Source organism: Nakamurella panacisegetis (assembly GCF_900104535.1).
Lineage (GTDB): Bacteria > Actinomycetota > Actinomycetes > Mycobacteriales > Nakamurellaceae > Nakamurella > Nakamurella panacisegetis.
Genome location: NZ_LT629710.1, coordinates 3,133,270 through 3,157,970, shown reverse-complemented (window position 1 = coordinate 3,157,970; position 24,701 = coordinate 3,133,270). Strand labels below are relative to the sequence as shown.

Genomic DNA, 24,701 nt, shown 5'->3' with positions numbered 1-24,701 from the left:
CTTCGGCGTCAGGCGAGTTCGAGGGTCGCCCGGATGGCCGGGGTGAGGGAGTGTTCGATCTCCTCCCGGGAGAGCCCCGCCACGGCTGGGAGGCGTAACAGGTACCGGGTCAACCCCAGGCCGAGAAGCTGCGCCGCGACCAGGCCGGCCCGCCGCTGGGCGAGGTCGTGCCCGAGCGCCGTAGCCAGCGTGGGGGCGACCTGCTCGGCGAAGACCTGATGCATCTGAGCCGCGGCGTGGTCGTTGGTCACCGCCGAGCGGAGCAGCACCAACAGAGCGTCGCCGGTCGGGTTGCTCTCCCATCGGTCGAGGAAGAGGCGGACGATCAGCGCCGGCAGCTCGTCGAGCGGGACGGCCGACAGGTCCGGCAGGCGCAGGTCAATGTCCAGCGCGGCGTCGAAGAGCTGCGCCTTATTCACGAAGTACCGCATGACCATCGACGGATCGATGCCGGCCTCGGCGGCGACGGCGCGAATGGTCGTGCGGTCGTATCCGTGGGCGGCCAGCAGCTCCCGAGCGGCTCGCAGGATCTCGGCCTTCGTCCGATCGGAGCGCTTCTCCGGGCCACCTCGTGTATCTCCCGCCATGCCAACAACTGTAGGCCATCGCATGTTGACATCGCTTCGTCGCAGGCGTCATCATGTCAACAGGTGTTGGCCAACATCCGTTGGCATTGTCGAGAGGAGACCCGAGATGAACAGCTCCGCACTGCCGGCTCGCACGGAGGTGGCCATCGTCGGCGCCGGTCCGACCGGACTGACCCTGGCCGTCACCCTGGCGTCGGCCGGGATCGAGTTCGTCCTTCTGGACCGGCTGACCGAAGGCGCCAACACGTCGCGGGCCGCCGTGGTGCACGCCCGGACGCTGGAGGTTCTGGACGAGCTCGACACGGCGCAGGCCTTGATCTCCCGCGGTCTCCAGGTCCAGCAGTTCACGGTCCGCGACGGTTCCCACCGGCTGCTCACCGTTCCGTTCGGCGGACTCCCCACGCCGTACCCGTATGCGCTGATGATCGCCCAGTGCGAGACCGAGGCGGTCCTGCTCGCTCGGCTGCGGGCCTTGGGTCATGACGTGCATCGTCCCCATGAGGTGGCATCGGTGATGCAGGACGACGACGGCGTCACCCTGACCATGACCACCGGGCACACCATGCGCGCGGCCTACGCCGTCGGCGCCGACGGCATGCACAGTGCCGTGCGAGAGTCGTCGGGCATAGGGTTCACCGGCAGCACGTACGCCGAGTCGTTCGTCCTGGCCGACGTCACGATGGACTGGTCGGCCGGCGCGTTGGAAGTCTCCCTGACCTTCGCCGCCGCCGGGCTCACCGTCGTCGCGCCGCTGCCCGGCGGCCACTACCGCATCGTCGCCACCGTTGATGAGGCCCCGGCCGCCCCCGACCTCGCCTTCGTCCAACGGCTGTTGGACGAGCGGGCACCGGGGCGCGGGCGGATCAGCGGCCTGGCATGGTCTTCTCGTTTCCGGGTGAATCATCGGGTGGCCGACCACTTCCGCGACGGTCGGCTTCTCCTGGCCGGCGATGCGGCCCACGTCCACAGCCCGGCCGGCGGTCAGGGTATGAACACCGGGATCCAGGATGGATACGCCCTGGGTCGGGCTTTCGCCACCCACCAGCTCGGCGGGTACGAAGAGCAACGCCGGCCGGTCGCCCAACGGGTCGTCGCGTTCACCGACCGGATGACCCGCATTGCCACGACCCGCAACGTAGGGCTACGCGCCGCCCGCAACTTTGCACTCCCGTTACTCGGCCACGTGCCGGCATTTCGCCGGAACCTCGCCACTGAATTGGCCGAACTGAACTATCGGTAGACCGGCTGCCGCGACGATTCGTCGGGCGCCCCTGACATCCGAACTCTTGGAGAGGTCGCTATCGACTCCGTCCCATTTGGGCGATTTGCCTGATGAGCAAGCTTGACGATGTGGACAAGGCTTCCGTCCCAGCAGGTCCATTCGTTACAGTCTGTTCTGACCGGTACGGGAGGGAACCTACATGTCGAGGCGTCGCCGATTGTCGCAAGCAGGCGCAGGAGCCGTTCTGGCCGCAACCCTGCTGGCCGGATGCACCTCGGAGAACACAGCCACCCCCTCCAGCGTCGCCCTCACCCCCGGCGGATCGATGGTCAGCATCCCGAGCACGTCGGCCGTTGTCAGCACGGCCCGCTCGACGCCTGGTCTCTCCACCACCCTGCCCACTTCGTCGGCACCAACCGCCGGAGCCTCCACCAGCAGGACCGCTCCCCCGACTTCAAGCAGTCGGACATCCACATCGAAGGCACCTACCAAAAGCCCCACGACCGCCAAACCCACCCTGCCTGTCGTCTCCACGGCTGGACTCTCCAAGCAGGAGATCGCTGATCGGGCGGCGATCCAGGCGGTGTGGAGTCAATTCTGGGATCTGTATGTAGTCGTTAGAAACCGGCCAGCTGCGACACGTGCGGCCCTTCTTTCACCGATAACTGCGAATCCGATAAAGCAACAAATCATCGATTCCGGAATAGACTTTGATAAGAACGGCTGGGCAACATTCGGATCGGTCCAGCACCGCATCTATTGGGGTCCGTCAATTAATGGGAAATCGCCCGCTATCATGGGTGATTGCCTGAATACGAGTAACTACGGATCAATGGTCAAGTCGACAAAGAAGGTTCGCAGCAGAGGCGTTCCTCGCGGAAATGTGCACGGAGTGTTCGTGCGCGGAAGCGACGGCCATTGGCGACTTGAGCAACTTCAGCTCTTGCCCGATACACCATGCTGAAACAACGTCGCGCCCTTGCTTTCGTCGGCTGCATGTTAGTTTGGCTATCCATCCTGCGGACGTCTAATGCTTCCGCTACTGGTGGGGCCGAGACGATCGGCGACGGCAGCACGGTTGGTACGGTCGTCAGCACAGACGGCACACCCGGTGCACAGACACAGCCGAATCCAACAACGGGGACGGAGCAGCAGGGAACCGGCCAGCCAGACCCATGCTGGTACACACCGATCGAAGCCGCGGCCGGGGATCCGCGGTTAGGAGGCGACCCACCCTCAGCCGGCACGCTTTACGCCGTCTCGTGTCCAGACGCGATCAACTCGGATACGGGAGCGCCTGTCTTCGCCACCCTAAGCGAGATTTGGGTGAGGGATGGGCAGCCGGTGGTCCCACCTCCACCCGATCCTTCTGTGATCGCCGAGCAGGCAGCGGCCGAGCTGACAGTCCCCAATCCCAGAATCACGCTCGGGCCTGATGAGGGCAAGATCGCAGTCAAGGTGCCCGTCTGGCTCTCAGTCGATACACCCGGCCCACTTTCCTACACAGTGGCCGTCCGCGGTTTAAGTGTCACTGTGGTCGCTTCCTTGAAGTCGACCACTTGGTCAATGGGTGAACCTGTCGATCCCGCGAATCCAGGCATCGAGGTCGCTGCGATCAAATGCGAAGGTCCTGGTGTAAGCGCTCCACCCGGCGTTTCGTCAAGTGTGATCCCCCCATGTGGCTATACGTATCACTGGAAGTCTCTTGCCACCCGCACGGCAGGATCGGGTAAGTGGTCAGTGACGGCAACGACCGACTGGGCTGTTACCTGGACAGCATCTAGCGGAGCCAGCGGCACCCTGAATCGACCCTTGAGGCCGTCCTCGACCAAGCAAGTCGTTGTGCATGAATGGCGGAGCAGTTTGGTCGCCAACCCTGGGGGCTGACCATATGAGGGAACCTCGACTTTGCCGACGTTGGATTCGTTTGGGCCGAACGGTCAAACACCGGTTTGCGCGCCCGCAGATCCGCCGTCTTCGCTCAGCAGGCCACGCCCACGCCCAAGCTCAATTCGGACCCGAGATTGCCAAGCTTGGGGCCAAGGTCCCAGTCTGGCTGTGCGTCGACAACCCGGGACCAATGACATTGACCGTTGCCGTGCATGAACTCTTTGCGCCGTCCGCCTACCAAGCGGTCGCGGTGGGCGCCTGGCGCAGCTGCATCGTCGCCGGAGGCTGAGCCAAATACCGAAGCCTCGATGTCCGGCAAGCGCCTCCTCGAACGAGGATATGGGCTCCGACATCTTTTCAGGCTCAGCCATCTTGCGTGCGGCGCCGCGGACACCAAAGTGGCTCATCGCAATCGAAGGTGTAGTCCGGGTCTGAATCCGCCGGTTTCCATGAGTGATCGGGCGATGTAGTTGGTGAGGCTGCGGAAGCCCAACGCGGAGCCGCGGAGGTGTTCAAGGCGGCCGTTGATCGCTTCGGTCGGTCCGTTGCTGGTGCCCGGGCGGTCGAAGTAGGCCAGGATGTCGCTGGCTCGTTTCCTCAAGGTTCGGCCGAGGGTGCGGACCTCGATCAGAGCGGCCGGGACGCCGCTGGCGAGGGAGTCGATCAGCTGCCGGATCCGGTTCTTCCCGGCCGCCCGGTTGGGGTCACGGTAGGCGCTGATCATGATTTGGTAGACGCCCCAGGTGGCTTCCACGGCCAGATGCTGCTCATTCGCGAACAGTTCCGCGATTCGCAGTTGCTGTTTCTCGGTGAGCAGGTCGGCGCCGGTACTCAAGGTGCGGCGAGCTGAATACAGCGGGTCGCCGGAGTGGCCCCGGTGGCCGGTGGTGGCCAGTTGGATCCGCCGTCGGCACAGCTCCAGGCATTGCCCGGCCAGGCGCACGACGTGGAACGGGTCCATCACCACGGTGACTTCGTCGAGTTCCTCCACGGCGGCGGTCTTGAAACCGGTGAACCCGTCCATCGCGACGACTTCCACACCAGTGCGCCACGTCTCGGGCCGCTGGGACAGCCACGTCTTGAACACCTGTTTGGACCGGCCCTCCACCATGTCCAGGAGCCGGGCCGGCCCGGTCCGGTCCCGGACCGGGGTCAGGTCGATGATGACGGTGACAAATTTGTCCCCCCGGCGGGTGTGCCGCCACACGTGCTCGTCCACGCCGATGACCCTGACCCCGTCGAAGCGGCTCGGGTCGCTGATCAGCACCCGCCGGCCCTCGGTCAGTACCGCGTCGTTGGCGGTGTTCCATGAAACGCCCAGTGCCTCAGCGATCCTGGCGACGGTTAGGTGCTGGCAGACCAGCGCAGTCAGGGCCCACCGCAACCCGCCGCGCGAGAGCCGGGCCCGCGGTTCGGCCGCCGCCGAGGTGTCCTGCCGCCACACCAAACCGCAGCCGTCGCAGCGGAACCGGCGGACGGTGACCAAAAGGATCGTCGGTCGCCACCCGAAGGGCTCGTGCGCCAGCCGCCGGGTGGTGGAATCCCGCGGCCGGCCGGGCTCACCACACGCCCGACACAGCTCGTCCCCCTTGACGGCTCGACAGGCCAACACCGCCCGGTCCGGCTCCAGAAACTGCCCGGTCACCTGCAGACCGAGCGTGTCCAGCCGGGCGAACGTGGTCAGATCAGGGGTCGCAAAAGTAGAGTCAGCCATGTCGAGGTCTTCCAGATGGACGGCGTAGGAACCACCATCATCGGAAGACCTCGACTCGATCCCCGGAGCGACGCGCCGACCCCCGACTACACCCTCAACTGCGAAGAGCCACCAAAGTCCAGGTTTAGCGCGCGCACTGGACGCGATCCGGGCACGTCTAGATGGGGCCACCGGTTGCTACGAATATGGAAAATCCATCGTCAGCGCGGCTTTGCTCGCCGGCGGCACCCGATGCGCTAGTCCAAGTCCTAGGCCAAACCGCAGCCGCTACGTCCGACAGCTCACCCAGTGGCCTCGGCAGGACCGGACAGGGGAACTTCGGTGAGGGCACCGCTGCGGTCGTCTGGCCCTAGGATGGCGTGTTGGTGGACCCACCGATGCCTGTGCTGACGCGAACGGTAGCAATTTGATCAGCTACCGAAGTCCTCGCCCACCTCGCGAATGTCAGCGTCATCGGACTTCAGCGCGAGGCTCACAAGGTGTGACAGGGCACCTCGGGCGCCAAGCATCACCAAGACCTCAGCTGAGCGCCGGTAGGTCTCCCAGTCAGCATCGGCGGCCAGCATCGCTTCGATTTGAGGGACAACCAGCCTGATCGCAGCGTCCCGATCCACCTTCGACAGGACCTCACGCGCCAAACCAACCTGACCGTGAGTCCGAGTAGCGATGTCCGCAACAACCCCAACGTGAGGCAGAATGGCGTCCGGCGGTAGCTCACGCAAAACGCGAAGGGCCATGCCACGGCCCTTCGCTGATTGCAGAGCCAAGCCCAATTCTCGGTCCATACCTGCCTCGAACATCTCCTGCCTACGTTCGAAATAGGCGTCCTCGGCCTCAACCAGGCGTTCCCATGGCACGGATCGATTCACAGCTTTCCTCCATGTTGCCAAGGAAGACTGGTGAACTTCTCCGCGAAGGTCTCCGGCGACATCGGCAGGGTCGGATAGATGGTGGCATGAGTCGGCGAATGCGGTCCACCGACGTCGGAACCGTCTCGCACGACCGACAAACCGTCAGGCATAGGCGTCCCTTCCGGAATCGTGTGGTAGTGCCCGGTCAATCTTGCCCCCAGCGGATCCCCAAAGGTCGAAGCACCTGAAGGTGTAGGTGGCGCCTGCGGAACCGTCATCCCGTTCTCGTCGATTTCGATATCGCTGGCGCGCGGCGGCCGGGGTCCTGACCTGTTGCCAAATGCACTGAGGTCGTTCGGTGCTCTATCCAACGGACTTGTCGCTCCGCAAGGCGCCAACCCGAGTGGGTCAGCCCACCCCGTGGGGTTGAGCACGTACCCATGAGGGTCGTCGGCCGGCGCCAGGCCGAGGGGGTCGGCGGTGGTGTAGCGCGCGGCGACGGGGTCGTAGTAGCGGTGGCGGTTGTAGTTGAGGCCGGTCTCGTCATCGGCGTATTGCCCCGGGAAGCGCAGCGGGCAGTCGATGTCGTACTTCGAGGGGGCGTCCGGCAGCTTCCGCGGCGCGCCCCACAGGGTCGAATCACCATTGCTCCACGCTACGCGGGCGCCGTCGGGGCTCACCAGCTCGGTCGGGGTGCCGACCAGGTCACTGACAACGGCCCAGAACTGCCGGTCTTTCCCGCGGGAATCGGCCTGCGTCACCGGGCGCCACGAACCGGGCAGGTAGTCCCACGTCGTGACCTTGGGCGTGGCCCCGGGGCCGAGTGCCACCTGCTCGATCAGGACGTTGCCATCCCAGGTGAACAGCACCTGCTCGGCGATGTGCCCGGAGGCATCACGGCGTTGCTTGCTGATCCGCCGTCCGAACGCGTCGTAGGTGTACGACCACTGCCGGTCCCCCGACCACGCGGACACCATGCGGTCGTGGGCGTCGTAGCTGTACCGCCAGGTCTCGGGTTTGCGGGACAACCGCTTCTTCGACCTGACCACCACCCGACCCTGACGATCGTGGCCGTAGTTGACGTTCCCGGCGCGGGTGATCTGCGTTCCGGCGTACTCCCGACCTCCACCGCCGTCGGACCGGCAGCCGGCGAAGGACGCCTCGGACAACTGACCCAGCGGGTCGTACGCGTAGTTCTCGGACCACCCGGCCGCCCGCACCCCGACCACGCGGCCGGACGGGTCGAGGTCGAACCGCCGGGAGACGCCGGTGAGTTCGTTCGACAGGCCGGCCAACGCGCCGTCGACCCGGTAGTCGAACGTCCGCGACGTGGCGACGGGTCCGGATCGGGCTCCGATCACCTGCGTGATCATCCGGTGGCCGGCATCGAACTGTTGGGCCAGCACGGCGCCGGCGGAGAAGAGACGGCCGATCTCCCGCCCGGCCTCGTCGAACTCGAATCGCACCTCGTGCCGACCGCTGGTCAACGACTCCGGCCGGCCGGCCGCGTCGAACGACCACCGCGATGCCACCCCGGTCGGCGTCAAACGCGACACCCGGCGTCCGGCCGAGTCGAACCCGGAAACGACGGTGCGGCCGTTCACGGTCTCCCGCACCACCCGACCACACCGATCGCGCTCCAGATGCACCACCGCCCCGGCCGTCGCGGCGGTCATCAGCCGGCCTGCCGCGTCGTAGGCGAAACTGGTCACCCCGTCGACGGTCTCGCGCTCGATCAGGTTGCCGGCCAGGTCGTACTGCAGGGCAGTCTCCTGGCCCAGCCCGTTCCTCGTCGCGACCAGGCGACCGAGCGCGTCATGCCGATAGCTCAGGGACCGTCCGTTGAAGTCGGTCTCGGCGACCAGCCGGCCCGCCGCGTCGTACTCGTAGAGCCACCGTCGACCGGCGGAATTCTGGACCGAGGTGAGCCGCAACTCGGTGTCGTAGCCGAAGGACATCCGGCTGCCGTCGGGGTTGATCCTCAGCACCGGCAGGTCGAAGACGCCGCTGACGATCGCCGTCCAGCCGCCGGCGGCATCCGTGTGGCCGGTCAGGTTGCCTTCACCGTCCCAGGTCCACTCCTCGCGTCCGCCATCCGGTCCGACCCGCCAGGCCATCTTCCCGCCCACGGTCCAGCCCACCTCGGTCACTCCGCCGATCGGATCCACCGATCGAACCGCACGGCCGAACCCGTTGTACTCCAGCGAGTTCACCCCGCCCAAGGGGTCGCACACCCGCACCGGCAAACCGGCGTCGTTGCTGGTGACCACGGTGACCGCGCCGGAGGGATCGGTCGAGGTGGCGACGGTTCCGGTGCGAGCCCGCGTGTAGCGCACCTCTGCGCCGAGCGGATCGGTCTCGCCGATCAGACCGCCGACGTCGTCGTAGTCCCGGGTCCAGACGGCCCCGGCTGCGTCGCGGATCCGCACAGCCAGCCCGAGTCCGTTGCGCTGCACCGATTCGCGGCGGCCGTCGGGATAGGTCACCTCGATCAGCCGACCCTCGTCGTCATATCCGAACTGGGTGGTGCGGCCGAGGGCGTCGGTGCGGAGCAGCAGGCGGTCGTAGCGATCCCAGACCGATGCGGTCGCGTTCCCCAGCGGATCGACCTGACGGACCACCTGACCGGAGCCGTTGTACCCGTACCGGGTCACCGCACCCAGCGAGTCGGTGACCAGCGTGCGCCCCGGCAGGTACGAGAACCCGTACGACAGCACCCGCCCGCGCCCAGACGTGCGCACACAACGACCGTCCTGGTCGTACTCGTAGCGGTACCAGATGTGGTTCCGGTCGGTCCACTGCACGATCCGCCCGTTGTCGTCGCAGTCGAACCGCATCGGCTGACCGGCCGGATCGTCGGTGCTCACCAGGTTCCCGGCCCGGTCGTATCCGAACGAGGCAACCGGGAACGCCGTTCCGTCGTCCCGTACCGACAGTTGCGTGACCACACCGTGTTCGGTGTGTACCTCCACGTGATAGCCGCCTGAGTGGCGGACCGCACAGATGACGCCGGACGGGGCGTAGTCGAAGTACACCGTGTTGCCGTGGCGATCGAACAGCTCCACGATGGGCGACCGTCCGCCGTCGTCGGCCGCCATGAACCGTCGCGTGATCCCGGTGTCCGGATCCTCCACGGTCCACCCGCCGCCGACGCTTCGCCGGAGCGGCCACTGCCGGATGCCCTCGACCGGGAGGGCGGAATCGCCCCCGCCGACCGAGCCCGCGTCCGGGTAGTACAGGACGACGCCGTCCTCGGCCACGAAGCACGCCACGCCACCCTCGCCCACCTCGACCCGCTGCTCCAGCGTCGACGCCCAGCTCGGGCCGAACAGGCTCCCCCATCGATACGAGCTCAGGTGGACCCGTTGCAGCACCAACGGCAGCACCCCGGGCAGCTCGAGATCGACCTGCCGCATGATCATCTCGCCGGTGACCACGTTGATCGGGTCGCCGGCGGTGGTGCAGCGGCTCGGCGGAGTCCTGGTGTTGGCCGCGTTCCCGGCCTGGTCCGCCGCACGATCGGAGACCGAACCGCCGGAGCCGTCCGCCATCGACGGGGAATCCGCATGCGGGCCGGCCGCCCGCGACTGCGCGGCAACCGACTTGCTGTCCGCCCCCACCGTCGCGGCGGCCGGGCCGTCGGACGCCGCACGGGTCGCCGCCGTCGCATCCTTGGCGTCGCCGACGACACCCGCCACCGCTGCGGTCTCCTTGGCCGCCCTCTCACCTGTGACGGCATCCTTGACGTACTTGACCCCCTTGGCGAAGGGCAGCGCGCCGGCCGCGTCCATCATGATGTCGGTCAACGATCCTTTGCCGGTGGCCGCGTAGACGGTGGCGTCGATCACCACGGCGGCGCCGCCGGTCACCGCGGCGATCGGCCCCATCACAGGAGCGAGAACTGGGATCATGGCCAGCAGCCCCGCGATGCTGGAGATCTGCTTCAGCACGCCCGAGATCGCCTGCAGCACATCGACGTGGTCCTGGATCCACCCGACGACCGAGTTCTTCAGCCGTCCCCAGAAACCGGGCGGTTCCTCGAACCGCATGGCCGCGGCCCGATTGATGGCGGTGACGCACTGATCGACCGCGGCGGCGTGCTCGCCGTGCACCTGGTTGGCCGCGTCGATCGTCTGCTGCAGGGCCCCCTTGGCCGCCGCCAACTGTGACGACGCCTGCGTGGACTGGCTCTGATAGGTGTCGGCCGGCAACTTCTCGCCCGGCTCGAGCGCCTTCTTCGCGACCTCGACGTCCGCCGCGTGCCGGGCATCGGCGGTTGCCGCGTCGGCCGCCTCCCCGTCGGCGGAGCTCACCGCCCCCTGCTGATCGCCGGCCCGTGCAGCCAACGCCGCCATCCGGGACTGCAGGCTCTCCAGCGAGGATGCGTAGACCTTCAGCGCATCCGACACCGCTTTCCAGGCCTCGGATGTCGTGTCCAGATGCGGCGGCAGATCGCCGTTGAGCCGATCGTGATACAGCGTCGCCTCGTCCCCGATGAATCCGCCGGAATCGATCCTCCGTATGTCCTCGGCCGAATCGGAGGTCGCGGTGGAAAAGAATCCCCATCGGTCGGCCGAGGCCCGGATCGATTGGGGATCACCCTCCAGGGTCAATTTCGGCGAATTCATTCCCACCCCTTGAATACTTGCATTTCGATTTCCCGGCGGCGGATCGGCGACGGCCCGCGCCCGGCCCCGCGGTCAGCTCGCGACGAGCGCGCCGCGCACCCGGCTGCGCATGTCCTTGACCCCAGAGGTGGTGGTGCTCAGGGACTTCGACACCGCGTCGAGGATGTCGGACACCGTGTTAGCGGCCGAGTCCCATTTGGCCTGCACGCCCGCATAGGTGTCCTGCTCGTCGCCCTCCCAGGCCGACTTCACGGCGGCGACGAAACCGCCCAGGTCGGACAGGGTCGATTCAAGACCGGCGATCACCGACCCGATGGAGCTGCTCGAGGCTTCCGCCGTCGCCTCGTTGTAGGAGAAAATGCCGTCCGCCATGACAAACCGTCCTTTCGATCAGTGGAATCGGGAGCAGGTCAGAGCCGGAACTTGGTGCTGTCCCAGTCGGCCGAACCCATGACGGACGACAGCGCCTGCGTCATCTGGGCCTCGTAGGAGTCGTACAGCCCGCCGGCATTCTTGACGTTGCTCTTGATCGACCCCATTGCGCTGTTCAGGTCCTTCATCGCCGCACTCCAAGCCGCGGTCAGCGCTTCCCACGAGCCGTAGGACGACCCTTTCCAGTCCTGCGGCAACGGCTCGATCGCCTGGATGAACGCATTGGCCTGCGCGTTCAACGCCGCCTCGGACTGCTCCAGCTTCGACGCATGAACGTTGACCGCGTCGTTGTGCACCGCGAATTTCGGGCCCATCCACACCACCCCGTTTTCTCCCCGCCGTTGGCCTTCCCATCGGCACGTCAAGGACGGTAGTCAGCGCCACCCAGACCGTGGGGTGCCGCGAGAAGAATGTGGACAAGTCGGGGGCGCCAGGTCCGGGAGCGCACGGCCAGTAGGCTCCGGCGGTGTCCTTCTTCTCGAACCTGATCAACCGCATCCGGCGGCCGCGGCCCACGGCGGCCGCGCGCCCGGCGCCCGCCCCGACCGGCCGGCCTCGGCCGTCGGCACCCCGTGCGGCCGGTCCCGGGACCGAATCCCCGGGTCGGTTCGGCCCGGACCGCACGGTCGAGGTCGACCCGCACGTCATCGGGTCGGTGCGGACGTCGTACTCGCCGGTGCGGGACGGCGACCCGGATCCGGGTGAGATCGTCTGGACCTGGGTGCCGTTCGAGGAGAACGACGGCCAGGGCAAGGACCGGCCCGTGCTGGTGGTGGCGGCCGAGAACGCCGGAACCGTGCTGGTGGTCCAGCTGACCAGCAAGGATCACGACGGTGAGAGCGGCTTCGTCCCGGTCGGATCCGGTGACTGGGACGGCCAGCACCGCGAGTCGTGGGCCAACCTGGAACGGGTGCTGCGCGTGCATCCGCAGGGCATGCGACGCGAGGCCGCCGCGCTGGACCGCGTCCCGTTCGAGAAGGTCGTCGACCGGCTGCGGGCGCGGTACGGCTGGAGCTAGCGGCAACCGCCGGCGACAGACGGCAGCACCTGTACCTCTGACCCGGCACGCAACGGCATGTTCTGCCCGCCGCCGGTCCGGCAGTCCTCACCGTCGACGTAGACGTTCACGTATCGCCGGATCTCCCCCTGCTCGTCCCGGATCCGCCGGTGCAGCCGCGGCCAGGTGGACTCCATCTCGTCCAGCAGGGCTTTCAGGCGAGACCCGCACCGGACGGTCAGCACCGACTCGCCACCGCATTCGGGTCGGAGCATGCCCGGGACCAGCACCCGCACCTCCACCTCCGGCTCCGTCATAGGCCGATCGCCCGCACGCACAACACGTCCGGGAGGTGCTCGGCCACCAGCGACCAGTTCTCACCCTCGTCGGCGCTGGCGAAGACCTCACCGTCACGCGTCCCGAAGTAGACGCCGGCCACCGCGGCATCGTCGGTGCACATGGCGTCACGCAGGACCACCGGGTAGAAGTTGCCGTCCGGAAGCCCCTGGGAGAGCGCCTCCCAACTGGCCCCGGCGTCGGTGGACCGGTAGACCCGGCAGCGGAAGTCCGGCGGGAATCGCCGGCCGTCGGCCTGGATCGGGAAGGTGTACAGCACACCGGGTTTCGATGGGTGGGTCACCATGGCGAAGCCGAAGTCGGTGGGCAGCCCGTCGGCGATGCTGACCCATTGGTCGCCACCGTCGTCCGAGCGGTAGACGCCGTGGTGATTCTGGGCGTACAGCCGGTCCGGGTCACCCGGGTCCCGCGCCACCTTGTGCACGCACTGGCCGAACTCCGGCCACGGGTCGGGGAAGAAGTAGGCCTTGATGCCCTTGTTGGCCGGGCTCCAGCTGGAGCCACCGTCCGCGGACCGGTAGACCCCGCCGGTGGACATGGCCACCAGCAGGCGCTGCGGATCAGTCGGGTGAGGCAGAACCGTGTGCACCGCCTGCCCGCCGAACCCGGCGCCCCACTGCTCCCGGTGCGGGTGCTCCCAGAGGCCGGTCACCAAGTCGTAGTTGACGCCGCCGTCGACCGACCGGAACAGGGCCGACGGCTGGGTGCCGGCGAAGACGACACCGGGCTCGGTGGAACTCGGGGCGAACTGCCACACCCGTTCCAGAGACACTCCGGCCGAGGGTGGGAAGGACAACGGCGACGCCTCGGGTTCGTTCCAGGTCGTCCCGAGATCGTCGCTGACCGAGATGCTCGGGCCGAAGTGGGAACTGCTGACGCTGGCCAGCAGCCGCGGCGTATCGGGCCGGCGGTCGATGCCGACCGCGTAGATGCTCGTCATCGGGAACAGCGGCTCACCGACCGTCCAGGTGCGGCGGTCGTCCTGGCTGCGCGCCAGGAACAGGCCCTTCTCGGTTCCGATGCACAGAAGATGTTCCACCTCGTCGACCTCCCGGTGCGCTGTTGGACCCAACCGGCGTTCATTGTGACCCCGCGCTCCGCGGTCCGCTCGGTGACCGAGCGCCGCGACACGGCGCGAGCCGCAAACGCAGAAACCGCCCGACCAGAGGTCGGGCGGCTCGCGGGTGACGGCCCCTTGCCAGTGCGCCTCTCGGCACGAGGCCGCTCTAGGCGGCGTAAAGGGTTGGTACCCGGGGCATGTCCAAGGGACCGTCGACTCATCCAACACCATCGACCGCGGATCTGTTCCATCGTGCTGGTCGGGCCGGTCGGACCGCGGCCACCACGTCGCGTCCGGGTCGAGAGGTGGCGGTCGGAGCCGCGCACCGGTCCGCCTCCCCACCAGGGGTCTCAGGGCTGGCTTGCCACTGCCCTCATCCGGGCCACGGCCAACTCGATGACGACCTGACTGGCTCGGGACAGCGGCACGTCCCGCCGCGTGACGACGGCGAACTCGTCGTAGAGCCTGGGCCGCAACGGCACCCACTTCAGATCGGGCGACAGCCGGTCCCCCATGCGCCGCAGCAACCCCCGGGCCGTGATCGCGTCGGCCCGCCCGGTGGCCGCGACCTCCAGTGCCGTCTCGATGTCCTCGACGTCCACCAGCGGGGTCAGCGTGCCACCGACCGACTGCACCGCTCTGGACAACTGCCGGCGCGTGGAGTCCTCGTTCCCCCAGCTGGCTTCGGCCAGGACCAACGGCGCAGCCGCCAGCATGGCGGCCGACACCGGACGTTGCACCCGCTCCGGCACGGCGCTGATGTACACCACCTCGTCCCGCATGATCGGGGTCACCGTCAGGCCCGCGTCGGCGATCGGGAGAGCGATGATCCCGGCCTCGAGCCGCCCTCGACGCAGCTGCTCCTGGACATCAGTGGAGTTGAGTCCCATCAGTTCGATCCGCACCCCGGGGTGGCGATCGAGGACATCGCCGATCAGGTCGGCGTCCAGGTACAGGCGAGAGGTCCCGAACACGCCGAACCGGATCGTTCCCGACACCACTTCCTTGACGGAGGTGACGGCGGCGACGGCCCGTTGAGCCGCGTCGAGCGTCTCCTGTGCGTGGACGCGCAGTACCTTGGCCGCCTCGGAGGGCAGCAGCCCCCGGCCCACCCGCTGGAACAGCAGCGTGCCCAGGCTGCCCTCCAGCAGACGCACCTGTTCCGACACCGATGGCTGGGCGAGTCTCATGACGGCGGCCGCGGCGGTGACCGATCCCTCGTCGAAGACCGCGGCGAAGCACCGCAGCTGATGCAGTGTGATCATGAGGATTCTCCGATGGGTTCTAGAGGCAAGTGGAGGCTACTCCGATAGTCGAACGCCCCCTAGATTGATCCCGTGCCCGAGAAGACAACGTTGACGGACGTACCCCACGTCCGGGCGGCACCCCCGCGTCGCAGCGCGCCGCAACTCGGGCTCATCCTCTGTCTGGTCTCCGGGATCAGCTTCGGATTCGCCGCGGTGTTCGCAAAAGAGTCGTATGCCGCCGGATGGTCCGTGCCGTCGCTGTTGACGACCCGGTTCCTGCTGGCCGGACTGCTCTTCTGGATCGTCGTGGCGATCCGCCGCCCGCCGATGCCCTCGCCCCGGACGATCGTCATCTGCATCGGTCTGGGGGCAATCGGGTACGCGCTGCAGTCCGGGTTCTACTTCGGCGCGCTCACCCGGCTCGGCGCGGCCGTGGTGGCCCAGCTGCTCTACATCTATCCGGCGCTGGTCTTCCTGCTGGCCCTGGCGTGCCGACGCGAGACCCTGGCCGCCCGAAAGCTTCTCGCGCTGGCCGCGACCAGCCTCGGGTTGGTGCTGTTACTGCACGGCGGTGGGGGCGCCGGCGGTTGGGCGTTGACGGGTGTGCTGATGGCGTTGGGGTCCGCGGTCACCTACGCCATCTACATCACGGTCGCATCCACCCTCCCGCGTGACCTCGACCCGTTCCTGTCGGCCGCCGTCATCTGCACGTCGGCCGCCGTCAGCCTCGGCGCGTTCGCGACATCGACCGGCCGGCTGCAGTTCCCGACGCACGTGGCCGCGTGGTTCTGGCTGCTGCTGTTCGCCCTCGTCTCGACCGTGCTGGCCATGGTGACGTTCCTCGCCGGCATGCGCCTGGTCGGCCCCTCGGCCGCGGCCATCCTGTCGTGCGTCGAGCCGGTCGTGACAGCCGGCACCTCGGCCCTGTTGTACTCCGAACGCCTCTCCGGCTGGCAGATCGCCGGTGGCGTGGCCGTTCTCGGTGCCGTCGTGCTGTTACAGGCCCGTCGCCGTACGTCCTGACCGTCGCTCTACCGTTGGCCGATGGCCGAACCAGCCGGTCCGCGGCCCCGGGACCAGAGACGACCGAGCAACGTCACGCCAGCCGGCTCGAGCGACGCGCGAGAAAGGGCCGCCCCAAACGGGGCGGCCCTTCTTCTGGTGCCGATGTGGCGCGGAGTTCAGGACTCCGGGCGGTCGTGCCGCTGGGCCCGGGCACTGGCGTACAGGCAGATCGCCGCCGCCGTGGCCAGGTTCAGCGATTCGGCCGCCCCGTAGATCGGGACGTTGATCGACTCGTCCGCCGCCGCGATGACCTCGGCCGGCAGGCCGTGGGCCTCGGAACCGAACAGCCAGGCCGTCGGCAGGTCCAGGATCCCGTCGTCGGTGGCCTTGTCCAGATCGACCTTGGCCTGGTCGCCGCCGGTGGTGGCCAGCACGGACAGGCCGGCCTCGGCCAGCTCCATCAACAACATCCCCACGTCGGCCGCGCGAGCGACCGGCAGGTGGAACAGGCTGCCGGTGGAGGCCCGGACGGCCTTCGGGTTGAACGGGTCGACCGACTCGCCCGCGAAGACGACGGCGTCGGCACCGGCCGCATCAGCCAGCCGGATGATGGTGCCGGCGTTGCCCGGGTCGTTCGTCTCGACCAGGACCGCGAGCAGCTTCGGCGACGCGGCGATCACATCGTCGAGCTCGGCCAGCCTCATCGCGCACCGAGCCACCAGGCCCTGGGGCGACACGGTGTCCGACAGCGCGGCGGCCGCCCGATCGGTGACCTGGGTGACCTCGATCCGAGCGGCGAACGCAGCCCGGACCAGCTCGACGTTCTTCGCGGCCGCGTCCTTGGTGACGTACAGCTCCTTCACCGTTCCCGGTTCCCGAAGCTCGGCCGCGATCGCTTCGGAGACCGCCTGGACGCCCTCGGCCAGGAACTCCCCGGCCTCGACCCGGCGCGGCTTGCGCAGCAACCGGTGCGCGGACGCGATCCGGCTGGACTTGTCGGTCAGCACGCCTTCGTCGGCCGCGTTGGCCTCGGTGGTGGCGGCCGAGTTGCCCGGAGCGGTGCGCTGCCGGTCGGCCGCGGCCTGCTCGGCCCGACGGCTGCGCGGGGTGGAGACGGCCTGAGTGGTCGGGTCGGGAACCCGGCCACGCGGACTGGAAGCCGCTTGCGAGGTCGGGTCGGACACCCGGCCGCGGGGTGCGGCTCCGCGGCGGTCGCCGGACCCGGTGCGGTCCGGCCGTCGGCCCTGGATGTCCGGTCGCCGCGCGGTCGACCCGTCACGGCGGGCGGGGGCGTCCGCCGGGCCGTCATCAGCCGAACGCCCCGCCGGCGACGAACCGCGGGAAGCGGTGTCGCGGGCGGGGCGTCGGCGAGGATCTTCTTGCGGACTCAGGCTGCGTCCTCGTCATTGGCATTGCTGTCGGCGACGGACGGAACGGCTTCGCGGGCCAGGGTGACCAGGGCGGCGAAGGCCGAGTCGTCGTGCACGGCGAGCTCGGCCAGGACCTTGCGGTCGACCTCGACACCGGCGACCTTGAGACCCTGCATGAAGCGGTTGTACGTCATGCCGTGCTGGCGGGCGGCCGCGTTGATACGGGCGATCCACAGCTTGCGGAAGTCGTTCTTGCGCTTGCGACGGTCGTTGTAGGCGTAGTTGAGCGAGTGCAGGACCTGCTCTTTGGCCTTGCGGTACAGACGAGAACGCTGGCCGCGGTAGCCGCTGGCGTGCTCGAGGATCGTGCGGCGCTTCTTCTGGGCGTTGACTGCCCTTTTGACGCGTGCCACGGGACACCTGTCTTTCTACATCGGGTGGCCGTGATGACGCTCAGCGGCCGAGGGGACGAATAGTGGTGAAGGAAGCTCAGATACCGAGCATGCGCTTGACGCGCGGCACATCGACGGCGGCGATGGTGGTGTTGCCGTCCATCTGGCGGATGCGCTTGGTGGACTTGTTCTCCAGGTTGTGACGCTTACCGGAGCCCTGGTGGCGAATCTTGCCGGAGCCGGTGATCTTGACGCGCTTCTTCATCCCGGAGTGGGACTTCATCTTGGGCATGTGAGTTCCTCGTGATCTTCTCGTGTTCGTTGCCACCCTCTGGTGAGAAGGTGACCTGCGAGCAGCAAGTAATCCGCCGTCGGGCGACCGCTGGAAGCGACGTCCGGCAGCGGAATGACGCTGCAGGTGGTGCTGGTTACTCCGTGGCGCCGGCCGGGGCCGGCGTCGGGACAGGCTTCGGCTTGACCGTCTTGTGGGGGGCCAGAACCATGATCATGTTCCGGCCGTCCTGCTTCGGCGCGCTCTCCACGAATCCCAGTTCGGCCACATCGGCGGACAGCCGCTGCAGCAGACGGAACCCGAGCTCCGGGCGCGACTGCTCGCGACCGCGGAACATGATGGTGACCTTGACCTTGTCTCCGGCCTTGAGGAACCGCTCGACGTGACCCTTCTTGGTCTCGTAGTCGTGCGAGTCGATCTTCGGGCGGAGCTTCATTTCCTTGATGACCGTCAGGACCTGATTACGACGGGCTTCGCGGGCCTTCTGAGCGTTCTCGTACTTGAACTTGCCGTAGTCCATCAGCCGGCAGACCGGCGGGCGGGCTTCAGCGGCGACCTCGACCAGGTCGAGGTCCTGCTCCTGGGCCATCCGGAGAGCTTCGGTGACCGAGATGATGCCGATCTGCTCCCCGTCCGCCCCTACGAGACGAATTTCTGGAACGCGAATCCTGTCGTTGATACGTGGCTCGACGCTGATTGAATCCTCCTGGGTTCCTGCGGGTGTGTGGTGATGCCTACTGCTCGGTACTGCTCCCGCGGACCCTCTTGAACGAGGAAAAGGCCCCGCGGCGTGAACACGCGGAGCCCGAAACGACCCGTCGACTCGACCCCGGAACGGGGACGCGCACCACCGCTGCAAGCAACGGCGGACCGGGACCCGGCCGCTCGCCCTGATCGTCGTGAGATGATCCGGGCGGCAAACTCGGGTGGGAGTCGGGCTCCACTTTGGTGTGTCCCACGGGAGGCCCTTGAGCCCAACCCGAAGAACGTGCCCCCGAAATGCAGGGGCTGGTCGCGGCTTAGTCTACACGGTGTGAGCACTCCCCCACCAACGCCCGACCACTCCTTCCCCGCCGAGGCCGCAGCTGACCCCGACGGGCACGAACATCGTTACCAGGACCGGGATCTGGTCGACATCCCGGCTGTCGAGGTGATCAGCCGGGCCGCGGTCATGCTGATGTCGGCGGCGGCCGAGCAACTCGGGCTGGCCTCGCCCGACCCCCACAACCCGGACCATCGTGACCTGGATGAGGCCCGGACGCTGATCACCGCGCTGGCCGGACTGCTGCAGGCGTCGCTGCCCGATCTGGGGCCGCACGCGGCGGCTTTCCGGGACGGCCTGCAGGCGCTGCAGGGCGCGTTCCGCGAATACTCCATCGTTCCGGACGAACCGGGTGCCGGCCCGGGCGAGACGCTCCGCCGGCCGCGAGGTGGGCCGGAGGCGCACTGACCCGACGCCGGCTCCCCGCTTCCGGTGGGCCGGCCCGGCTCCGGACATCAGGCCCGGCGCCGGCCTACAGGTTGCCGCGCTTGGCCTGCTCCCGCTCGATCGCCTCGAACAGGGCCTTGAAGTTGCCCTTGCCGAAGCCCAGGGAACCGTGCCGTTCGATCATCTCGAAGAAGACCGTCGGCCGGTCCTGGAGCGGCTTGGTGAAGATCTGCAGGAGATATCCGTCCTCGTCCCGGTCGACGAGGATCTTGAGCTCCCGCAGGGTCTCGATCGGGACGCGGGTGTCGCCGGCCCAGTCCCCCAGTGTGTCGTAGTAGCTGTCCGGGGTGTCCAGGAACTCCACGCCCATCTCCCGCATGGCCCGCACCGAGGCGACGATGTCGGCCGTGGCCAGGGCCAAGTGCTGCACCCCGGGGCCGCCGTAGAACTCCAGGTACTCGTCGATCTGCGACTTCCGCTTGCTGACGGCCGGTTCGTTGATCGGGAACTTGACCTTGTGGTTGCCGCTGGCCACGACCTTGCTCATCAGGGCCGAGTACTCGGTGGCGATGTCGTCGCCGATGAACTCGTTCATGTTCGAGAAGCCCATCACCCGGTGGTAGAACTCGACCCATTCGTTCATGTGCTCGACGTTGCCGACCGCGTGGTCGACGGCCTGGAAGTAGGTCGCCGGGTGGTGCGCGGGCTTGCCGGCGAACAGCGGCGAGGCGGCGACGAAGCCGGGCAGGAACGGGCCCGTGTAGCGCGACCGGTCGACCAGGGTGTGGGTGGTCTCGCCGTAGGTGGCCAACGCGGCCGACCGGACGGTGCCGAAGTCATCGGAGTCGTCGTGCGGCTCGATGACGATCCGGGCACCGGCGGCGCGGGCGTGGGCCACCGCCGCGTCGACGTCGGGGACCTCGATGGCCAGGTCGGCGACCCCGTCGCCGTGACGGAGGACCGACGCCCCGACGTGCGTGCCGGCCCGCACCTCGCCGGTGATCCGGAAGCACGCGTCACCCGAGGTCAGTACGTACTCGGCAACGTCGCGAGAGCCGTTCTCCGGGCCGCGGTAGGCGACCACCGTCATGCCGAAGGCCGTGGAGTAGTAGTGCGCGGCCTGCTTGGCGTTGCCGACGTAGAACCGGATGTGGTCCAGGCCGAGCACCGGGAACGGGTCGTGGCTGTCGTCGTAGGCGACGGCGCCGATCAGATCGTCGGTGTTGATCGCGCCGGGGTGGATGGTGGTTGTCATGGTCGTGGACCCTTTCCTCCAGAGGAACCCCTCCATTGCGCACCATGACTACGCTGGCTGACAATGTCGACCACAGGAGCTGTGCACATTGCTCAGCTGAATCGATCCGAATCCGGAGTGACATGGCCGCAGAGCGCATCCACCTCGACCGCCTGGACGTCGAACTGCTGACCATGCTGAGGCGCCATCCGCGAGCCGGCTATCTCGAACTCTCCCGGCTGACCGGAGTGTCGCGAGCCACGTTGCAGGCCAGGGCCCAGCGACTCGAGGCGGCCGAGGTGATCACGGGCTACGGCCCGGACATCGATCTGGCCGCGGCCGGCTATCCGGTGCTGGCGTTCGTCAACCTGCAGATCTCGCAGGGCAACCTGGATGTCGTCGGCGCGGAACTGGCCGCGATCCCGGAGGTGCTGGAGGCGTACGGCACCACCGGCGACAGCGACGTGATGTGCAAGGTCGGGGCAGCCTCCCACGAGGAACTGCAGCAGACGCTGCTGCGGATCAGTGGCAGCCCGAGTGTGGTGCGATCCACCAGTGTGGTCGCGTTGTCCCAGGTGGTGGCGCCGCGATACCTACCGTTGTTGGAAGCCACGGAACGGCCTCGTCCCAGTCGGGTGCCGATCCGCCCGTGAGCCAGGCGGTCAGACCCGGGCCTGCTCCGCGGTGATGTTGCGGATTACGCGGTCGATGGTCCGCTTGAGCCAGAGGGCCCCGGACGCCTGAGCTCCGGTGACACCGTCGAGCTCGGTCCGCATCGCGGTGAGCTCAGCCAGGTATTCGGCCTGTTCGGACGGGGATCCGATCTTCCACTCGTCCTCGATGACCCGGAATCGTGTGTTCATTTCGTCGAGCGTCATATTTTCCTCTTTCGCTGCCCTCGACGGTACGCGCAGCCGGACGGACGATCGGCTCAGATCGGGTTCTTCTTGGCCGCCTTGACCCGATCGATGATCTCCAGACGACCCAGCGGGCGATTGTTCTCCTGCTCGGCCAGCGCCTGGAGCGTCGCCTCGTCCGGGATGACGGCGGCCGGCGGGGGCGGTGCGTACCGGGCGTGGAACTCACGCACCTTCTGCAACGCCTCGACCGCGCGGCCGCGGTCCAGCAACTGGATGGCCATCAGCGGGTGCGTCTCGTCGTCGGGCATCCGCAGCAGAGCCCACTGCGCCCCCTGCGGGAAGGAGACCTCGTAGATCAGCGCCCACTCGTAGAAGTTCTCACCCAGGATGTTGCGGATCAGCAGGCCCTCGGGGAAGACCTTGAGGGTGGGGCGGGCCATCATCAGGATGGCGATGCCGATCAGCACACCCAGCCCGGCCAGGCCGATCTGGTCCGACATCTGGAACGAGACCCCGTCGTTGGTGTCGTGCAGCAGGATCCCGACCACGAGCATGACGATCACCACGGCCGCCGAGGAGATCGCGGCGTAGATGGCGATCTTCCGGGGGCGGACCGTCAGCAGCGGCTCGGTGGTCGGCTTGCCCGTGTTGCTCATCGCTGGTCACCCATCTCGTCAGTCGTCGAACCGGACGTCAACGCCCGAAACCCATTCCGGAGCCCGGGTTGCGCAGCTTGCGCAGCACGAGCGCCGTCTCCAGCGCCGCGGCCGCCGCTTCGGCCCCCTTGTCCTCCTCGGAACCGGGGCCCCCGCTGCGGGCCACCGCCTGTTCCATTGTGTCGCAGGTGAGCACCCCGTTGCCGATCGGAACGCCGGAGTCCAGGGCCACCCGGGTCAGACCGGCGGTGACGGAGTCGCAGACGTACTCGAAGTGGGGCGTCCCGCCTCGGACGACCAGTCCGAGGGCGATGACGGCATCGTGGTCGGAGGCCAGTTGCTGGGCCACCACCGGGATCTCGATGGCGCCGGGAACGTGGACCACCGTTGGCCGGGCCGTGCCGGCCTCGGTGCACACGGCCAGTGCGCGTTCCAGCAGCCGGTCGGTGATCTCGGCGTTCCACCGCGTCGAGACGATCCCGACGCGCATCCCGGGGGCGCTGGGGGCCTGGAGCTCCGGGCGCCCGGTGCCGCTCACGCCCGGACCGGCTTCGGCTCGGACCGGTTGATCGGTGGCCCGCCGGTCACTTGACGCTCCCGGGCAATCCGAGCTCGGTGATGTCGTGGCCCATCCGGTCGCGCTTGGTGGTGAGATACCGGATGTTCTCCGGGTTCACCGACACCGCCAGCGGCACCCGGTCGAGGATGTGCAGGCCGTAGCCCTCCAGCCCGGCCCGCTTGGCCGGGTTGTTGGTCAGCAGCCGCATGGACTTGATGCCGAGGTCAGCCAGCACCTGCGCGCCGGTGCCGTACTCGCGGGAGTCCGACGGCAGGCCGAGACGGAGGTTGGCGTCGACGGTGTCGGCCCCCTGGTCCTGCAACTCGTACGCGCGAAGCTTCTCCAGCAGGCCGATACCGCGACCCTCGTGGCCACGGATGTAGAGCACCACACCGCGACCCTCGGCGACGACGGCGTCCATTGCGGCGTGCAGCTGCGGACCACAGTCGCACCGCAGCGAGCCGAGGACGTCCCCGGTGAGGCACTCGGAGTGGACCCGGACCAGGATGTCGTCGCCGTCGGCGATGTCGCCGTGGACCAGCGCGATCAGTTCGCGGCCGGTCACCTTGCTCATGTAGCCAACCGCCCGGAACTCACCCTGCGGCAACGGAAGCCGGGCATCGGCGACCCGGGTGACCTGGACCTCCCGGACGCGGCGGTAGGCGACCAGGTCGGCGATGGAGATCAGGGCCAGATCGTGCTCGGCGGCGAATTCCTTGAGTTCCGGCAAGCGGGCCATCTCTCCCACGCTGGCCGAACTGACGATCCCGCAGAGCCCGGCCACCGGGCGCAGCCCGGCCAGCCGGGCCAGGTCGACCGCGGCCTCGGTGTGGCCCGGTCGAACCAGGACACCGCCATCGCGGGCGCGCAACGGCAGCACGTGGCCGGGCCGGGTCAGATCGTCGGCGGTGGCGCTCGACTGGGCCAGCACACGCATGGTGTGGGCCCGGTCGGTGGCCGAGATACCCGTCGTCACGCCATTTCTCGCGTCCACCGACACGGTGTAGGCGGTGCCCTTGCGTTCCTTGCGGACGTCGTACATCGGTGGCAGACCGAGCCGGTCGCAGTCCTCGCCCGTCATCGGGACGCTGACCAGGCCGGACGAATGACGAACGGTGAACGCCACCAGCTCCGGGGTGGCCAACTCCGCCGCGAAGATCAGATCGCCCTCGTTCTCGCTGTCCTCGTCGTCGACGACGATGACCGCCCGCCCCGCCGCGATCTCGGACACAGCGAACTCGACGGTGTCGAACCCGGCCTCGGATGTGAGGCGTTCGGTGGTGGACGTCATGCCTTCTCCACATCCCGGAACGACAGCAGCCGCTCCACGTACTTGGCCATCACGTCGACCTCGATGTTGACGCTGGAACCGACGGCCGCGCCCCCGAGGGTCGTGGCCGTCCTGGTTTCGGGGATGATCCCGAGAGTGAAGACGGCGCCGGTCGGCGAATCGTTCACGTCGATGACGGTGAGCGAGATGCCGTCCACCGCGACCGCGCCCTTGCTCGCGATGTAGCGGGCCAGGTCCTTGCCGACCGAGATGCTGAACTCGTCGTAGCCGTCGTGCGGAACCCGGGCCACGATGGTCCCGATGCCGTCGACGTGGCCCTGGACGACATGTCCACCCAGCCGCGTCGTCGGGGTGACCGATCGTTCCAGGTTGACCGCCCGCCCGGGCGCCCACTCCTTGGCGCTGGTGCGCAGCAGCGTCTCGGCCATCACGTCGGCCGTGAAGGTGTCCTCGTGCGAGGCGACGACGGTCAGACAGACGCCGGAGACGGCGATCGACTCCCCGTGCTGGACGTCCTGCGTGACGAGAGGTCCCCGCACCGTCACCCGCGCGTCGGCGCCGTCCGGCGCGAGATCGAGCGCGACGACCTCGCCGCGCTCCTGGACAATCCCAGTGAACATGAGCCAAT

Annotated in this window: 25 protein-coding genes; 5 read left to right on the top strand and 20 right to left on the bottom strand. The window is 68.0% G+C overall.

The annotated features are described in order from the left end of the window. Positions 1-8: 8 nt before the first annotated feature. Positions 9-587, bottom strand: coding sequence for a TetR/AcrR family transcriptional regulator (locus BLS97_RS14030; RefSeq protein WP_090476829.1), 579 nt, complete (start codon positions 585-587; stop codon positions 9-11). Between the two features lie 106 nt (positions 588-693). Here BLS97_RS14030 and BLS97_RS14025 point away from each other — a divergent pair, with 106 nt between their 5' ends. Next, positions 694-1,827: an FAD-dependent oxidoreductase gene (locus BLS97_RS14025; protein ID WP_090476827.1), complete on the top strand. Its 1,134-nt coding sequence runs from the start codon at positions 694-696 to the stop codon at positions 1,825-1,827. A gap of 177 nt (positions 1,828-2,004) precedes the next feature. Here BLS97_RS14025 and BLS97_RS14020 read toward each other — a convergent pair whose 3' ends face one another. The 6 genes from BLS97_RS14020 to BLS97_RS13995 form a co-directional block, all read right to left on the bottom strand. After that, positions 2,005-2,343, bottom strand: coding sequence for a hypothetical protein (locus BLS97_RS14020; protein ID WP_090476826.1), 339 nt, complete (start codon positions 2,341-2,343; stop codon positions 2,005-2,007). Positions 2,344-4,102: 1,759 nt separating this feature from the next. Further along, on the bottom strand, positions 4,103-5,413 hold the full coding sequence (locus BLS97_RS14015; protein ID WP_090475678.1) for an ISL3 family transposase: 1,311 nt from the start codon (positions 5,411-5,413) through the stop codon (positions 4,103-4,105). Positions 5,414-5,823: 410 nt separating this feature from the next. Then, positions 5,824-6,282 (bottom strand): hypothetical protein, encoded by a 459-nt coding sequence (locus tag BLS97_RS14010; protein WP_157695421.1) that lies wholly within the window; start codon positions 6,280-6,282, stop codon positions 5,824-5,826. Then, positions 6,279-10,892 (bottom strand): DUF6531 domain-containing protein, encoded by a 4,614-nt coding sequence (locus BLS97_RS14005; RefSeq protein ID WP_090476822.1) that lies wholly within the window; start codon positions 10,890-10,892, stop codon positions 6,279-6,281. Before BLS97_RS14005 ends, BLS97_RS14010 begins: the two co-directional genes overlap by 4 nt. A 72-nt stretch (positions 10,893-10,964) precedes the next feature. Further along, the gene (locus tag BLS97_RS14000) at positions 10,965-11,264 is read right to left on the bottom strand and encodes a WXG100 family type VII secretion target (protein WP_090476820.1); all 300 of its coding nucleotides are present in this window, start codon (positions 11,262-11,264) and stop codon (positions 10,965-10,967) included. Between the two features lie 38 nt (positions 11,265-11,302). After that, positions 11,303-11,638 carry a WXG100 family type VII secretion target gene (locus BLS97_RS13995; protein ID WP_157695420.1) on the bottom strand — a complete coding sequence of 112 codons (336 nt, stop codon included), beginning with the start codon at positions 11,636-11,638 and terminating at the stop codon, positions 11,303-11,305. Between the two features lie 152 nt (positions 11,639-11,790). Here BLS97_RS13995 and BLS97_RS13990 point away from each other — a divergent pair, with 152 nt between their 5' ends. Beyond that, on the top strand, positions 11,791-12,342 hold the full coding sequence (locus tag BLS97_RS13990) for a type II toxin-antitoxin system PemK/MazF family toxin (RefSeq protein ID WP_231988107.1): 552 nt from the start codon (positions 11,791-11,793) through the stop codon (positions 12,340-12,342). Here BLS97_RS13990 and BLS97_RS13985 read toward each other — a convergent pair. The 3 genes from BLS97_RS13985 to BLS97_RS13975 all read right to left on the bottom strand — a co-directional run bounded on the left by BLS97_RS13985 (position 12,339) and on the right by BLS97_RS13975 (position 15,003). Beyond that, positions 12,339-12,638: a MoaD/ThiS family protein gene (locus BLS97_RS13985; RefSeq protein WP_090476816.1), complete on the bottom strand. Its 300-nt coding sequence runs from the start codon at positions 12,636-12,638 to the stop codon at positions 12,339-12,341. The two genes, BLS97_RS13990 and BLS97_RS13985, sit on opposite strands and share 4 nt — an antisense overlap. Continuing rightward, positions 12,635-13,717 (bottom strand): WD40/YVTN/BNR-like repeat-containing protein, encoded by a 1,083-nt coding sequence (locus BLS97_RS13980; protein WP_090476813.1) that lies wholly within the window; start codon positions 13,715-13,717, stop codon positions 12,635-12,637. The genes BLS97_RS13985 and BLS97_RS13980 overlap by 4 nt, the downstream gene beginning before the upstream one ends. Positions 13,718-14,088: 371 nt before the next feature. Then, complete coding sequence (locus tag BLS97_RS13975; RefSeq protein WP_090476811.1) at positions 14,089-15,003, bottom strand: LysR family transcriptional regulator; 915 nt, start codon at positions 15,001-15,003, stop codon at positions 14,089-14,091. Between the two features lie 72 nt (positions 15,004-15,075). Here BLS97_RS13975 and BLS97_RS13970 point away from each other — a divergent pair, with 72 nt between their 5' ends. Beyond that, positions 15,076-16,008, top strand: a complete 933-nt coding sequence (locus BLS97_RS13970) for a DMT family transporter (RefSeq protein WP_090476809.1) — start codon at positions 15,076-15,078, stop codon at positions 16,006-16,008. Between the two features lie 158 nt (positions 16,009-16,166). On the opposite strand, the gene BLS97_RS13965 is transcribed toward BLS97_RS13970, so the two are convergent. From BLS97_RS13965 to infC, 4 genes are all read right to left on the bottom strand, one after another. Next, complete coding sequence (locus tag BLS97_RS13965; protein ID WP_090482230.1) at positions 16,167-16,997, bottom strand: TrmH family RNA methyltransferase; 831 nt, start codon at positions 16,995-16,997, stop codon at positions 16,167-16,169. A 380-nt stretch (positions 16,998-17,377) separates the two neighbouring features. Continuing rightward, positions 17,378-17,773, bottom strand: coding sequence for a 50S ribosomal protein L20 (gene rplT / locus BLS97_RS13960; RefSeq protein ID WP_090476807.1), 396 nt, complete (start codon positions 17,771-17,773; stop codon positions 17,378-17,380). A gap of 76 nt (positions 17,774-17,849) precedes the next feature. Beyond that, positions 17,850-18,044 carry a 50S ribosomal protein L35 gene (gene rpmI, locus BLS97_RS13955; RefSeq protein WP_090476805.1) on the bottom strand — a complete coding sequence of 65 codons (195 nt, stop codon included), beginning with the start codon at positions 18,042-18,044 and terminating at the stop codon, positions 17,850-17,852. Positions 18,045-18,180: 136 nt separating this feature from the next. Next, positions 18,181-18,741: a translation initiation factor IF-3 gene (gene infC / locus BLS97_RS13950; protein WP_090482227.1), complete on the bottom strand. Its 561-nt coding sequence runs from the start codon at positions 18,739-18,741 to the stop codon at positions 18,181-18,183. A gap of 336 nt (positions 18,742-19,077) precedes the next feature. On the opposite strand from infC, the gene BLS97_RS13945 reads away from it, so the two are divergent. After that, complete coding sequence (locus BLS97_RS13945) at positions 19,078-19,494, top strand: DUF1844 domain-containing protein (protein ID WP_231988105.1); 417 nt, start codon at positions 19,078-19,080, stop codon at positions 19,492-19,494. A 64-nt stretch (positions 19,495-19,558) separates the two neighbouring features. Here the strand turns inward: BLS97_RS13945 and hppD are convergent, their stop codons facing one another. Continuing rightward, the gene (gene hppD, locus BLS97_RS13940) at positions 19,559-20,728 is read right to left on the bottom strand and encodes a 4-hydroxyphenylpyruvate dioxygenase (protein ID WP_090482221.1); all 1,170 of its coding nucleotides are present in this window, start codon (positions 20,726-20,728) and stop codon (positions 19,559-19,561) included. A 122-nt stretch (positions 20,729-20,850) separates the two neighbouring features. Between hppD and BLS97_RS13935 the strand changes: the two genes are divergently transcribed. Beyond that, positions 20,851-21,360: an Lrp/AsnC family transcriptional regulator gene (locus tag BLS97_RS13935; RefSeq protein ID WP_090476803.1), complete on the top strand. Its 510-nt coding sequence runs from the start codon at positions 20,851-20,853 to the stop codon at positions 21,358-21,360. A 9-nt stretch (positions 21,361-21,369) separates the two neighbouring features. Here the strand turns inward: BLS97_RS13935 and BLS97_RS13930 are convergent, their stop codons facing one another. The 5 genes from BLS97_RS13930 to BLS97_RS13910 form a co-directional block, all read right to left on the bottom strand. Next, positions 21,370-21,570 (bottom strand): hypothetical protein, encoded by a 201-nt coding sequence (locus tag BLS97_RS13930; RefSeq protein WP_157695419.1) that lies wholly within the window; start codon positions 21,568-21,570, stop codon positions 21,370-21,372. 68 nt (positions 21,571-21,638) lie between these two features. After that, a complete protein-coding gene (locus tag BLS97_RS13925; RefSeq protein ID WP_090476799.1) occupies positions 21,639-22,223 on the bottom strand; it encodes a PH domain-containing protein in 585 nt (194 codons plus the stop codon). Between the two features lie 37 nt (positions 22,224-22,260). Then, positions 22,261-22,761: a 6,7-dimethyl-8-ribityllumazine synthase gene (gene ribH / locus BLS97_RS13920; RefSeq protein ID WP_090476797.1), complete on the bottom strand. Its 501-nt coding sequence runs from the start codon at positions 22,759-22,761 to the stop codon at positions 22,261-22,263. Between the two features lie 46 nt (positions 22,762-22,807). Next, positions 22,808-24,073, bottom strand: coding sequence for a bifunctional 3,4-dihydroxy-2-butanone-4-phosphate synthase/GTP cyclohydrolase II (locus tag BLS97_RS13915; RefSeq protein ID WP_090476795.1), 1,266 nt, complete (start codon positions 24,071-24,073; stop codon positions 22,808-22,810). Next, positions 24,070-24,693, bottom strand: coding sequence for a riboflavin synthase (locus tag BLS97_RS13910; protein ID WP_090476793.1), 624 nt, complete (start codon positions 24,691-24,693; stop codon positions 24,070-24,072). Before BLS97_RS13910 ends, BLS97_RS13915 begins: the two co-directional genes overlap by 4 nt. Positions 24,694-24,701 lie beyond the last annotated feature (8 nt).

What these genes read in the sequence shown, in the direction of transcription:
- BLS97_RS14030 (WP_090476829.1), bottom strand. Translation starts at nt 587, where the DNA reads ATGGCGGGAGATACACGAGGTGGCCCGGAGAAGCGCTCCGATCGGACG.
- BLS97_RS14025 (WP_090476827.1), top strand. Translation starts at nt 694, where the DNA reads ATGAACAGCTCCGCACTGCCGGCTCGCACGGAGGTGGCCATCGTCGGC.
- BLS97_RS14015 (WP_090475678.1), bottom strand. Translation starts at nt 5,413, where the DNA reads ATGGCTGACTCTACTTTTGCGACCCCTGATCTGACCACGTTCGCCCGG.
- BLS97_RS14005 (WP_090476822.1), bottom strand. Translation starts at nt 10,892, where the DNA reads ATGAATTCGCCGAAATTGACCCTGGAGGGTGATCCCCAATCGATCCGG.
- BLS97_RS14000 (WP_090476820.1), bottom strand. Translation starts at nt 11,264, where the DNA reads ATGGCGGACGGCATTTTCTCCTACAACGAGGCGACGGCGGAAGCCTCG.
- BLS97_RS13995 (WP_157695420.1), bottom strand. Translation starts at nt 11,638, where the DNA reads ATGGGCCCGAAATTCGCGGTGCACAACGACGCGGTCAACGTTCATGCG.
- BLS97_RS13985 (WP_090476816.1), bottom strand. Translation starts at nt 12,638, where the DNA reads ATGACGGAGCCGGAGGTGGAGGTGCGGGTGCTGGTCCCGGGCATGCTC.
- BLS97_RS13975 (WP_090476811.1), bottom strand. Translation starts at nt 15,003, where the DNA reads ATGATCACACTGCATCAGCTGCGGTGCTTCGCCGCGGTCTTCGACGAG.
- rpmI (WP_090476805.1), bottom strand. Translation starts at nt 18,044, where the DNA reads ATGCCCAAGATGAAGTCCCACTCCGGGATGAAGAAGCGCGTCAAGATC.
- hppD (WP_090482221.1), bottom strand. Translation starts at nt 20,728, where the DNA reads ATGACAACCACCATCCACCCCGGCGCGATCAACACCGACGATCTGATC.
- BLS97_RS13935 (WP_090476803.1), top strand. Translation starts at nt 20,851, where the DNA reads ATGGCCGCAGAGCGCATCCACCTCGACCGCCTGGACGTCGAACTGCTG.
- BLS97_RS13930 (WP_157695419.1), bottom strand. Translation starts at nt 21,570, where the DNA reads ATGAACACACGATTCCGGGTCATCGAGGACGAGTGGAAGATCGGATCC.
- BLS97_RS13925 (WP_090476799.1), bottom strand. Translation starts at nt 22,223, where the DNA reads ATGAGCAACACGGGCAAGCCGACCACCGAGCCGCTGCTGACGGTCCGC.
- BLS97_RS13915 (WP_090476795.1), bottom strand. Translation starts at nt 24,073, where the DNA reads ATGACGTCCACCACCGAACGCCTCACATCCGAGGCCGGGTTCGACACC.
- BLS97_RS13910 (WP_090476793.1), bottom strand. Translation starts at nt 24,693, where the DNA reads ATGTTCACTGGGATTGTCCAGGAGCGCGGCGAGGTCGTCGCGCTCGAT.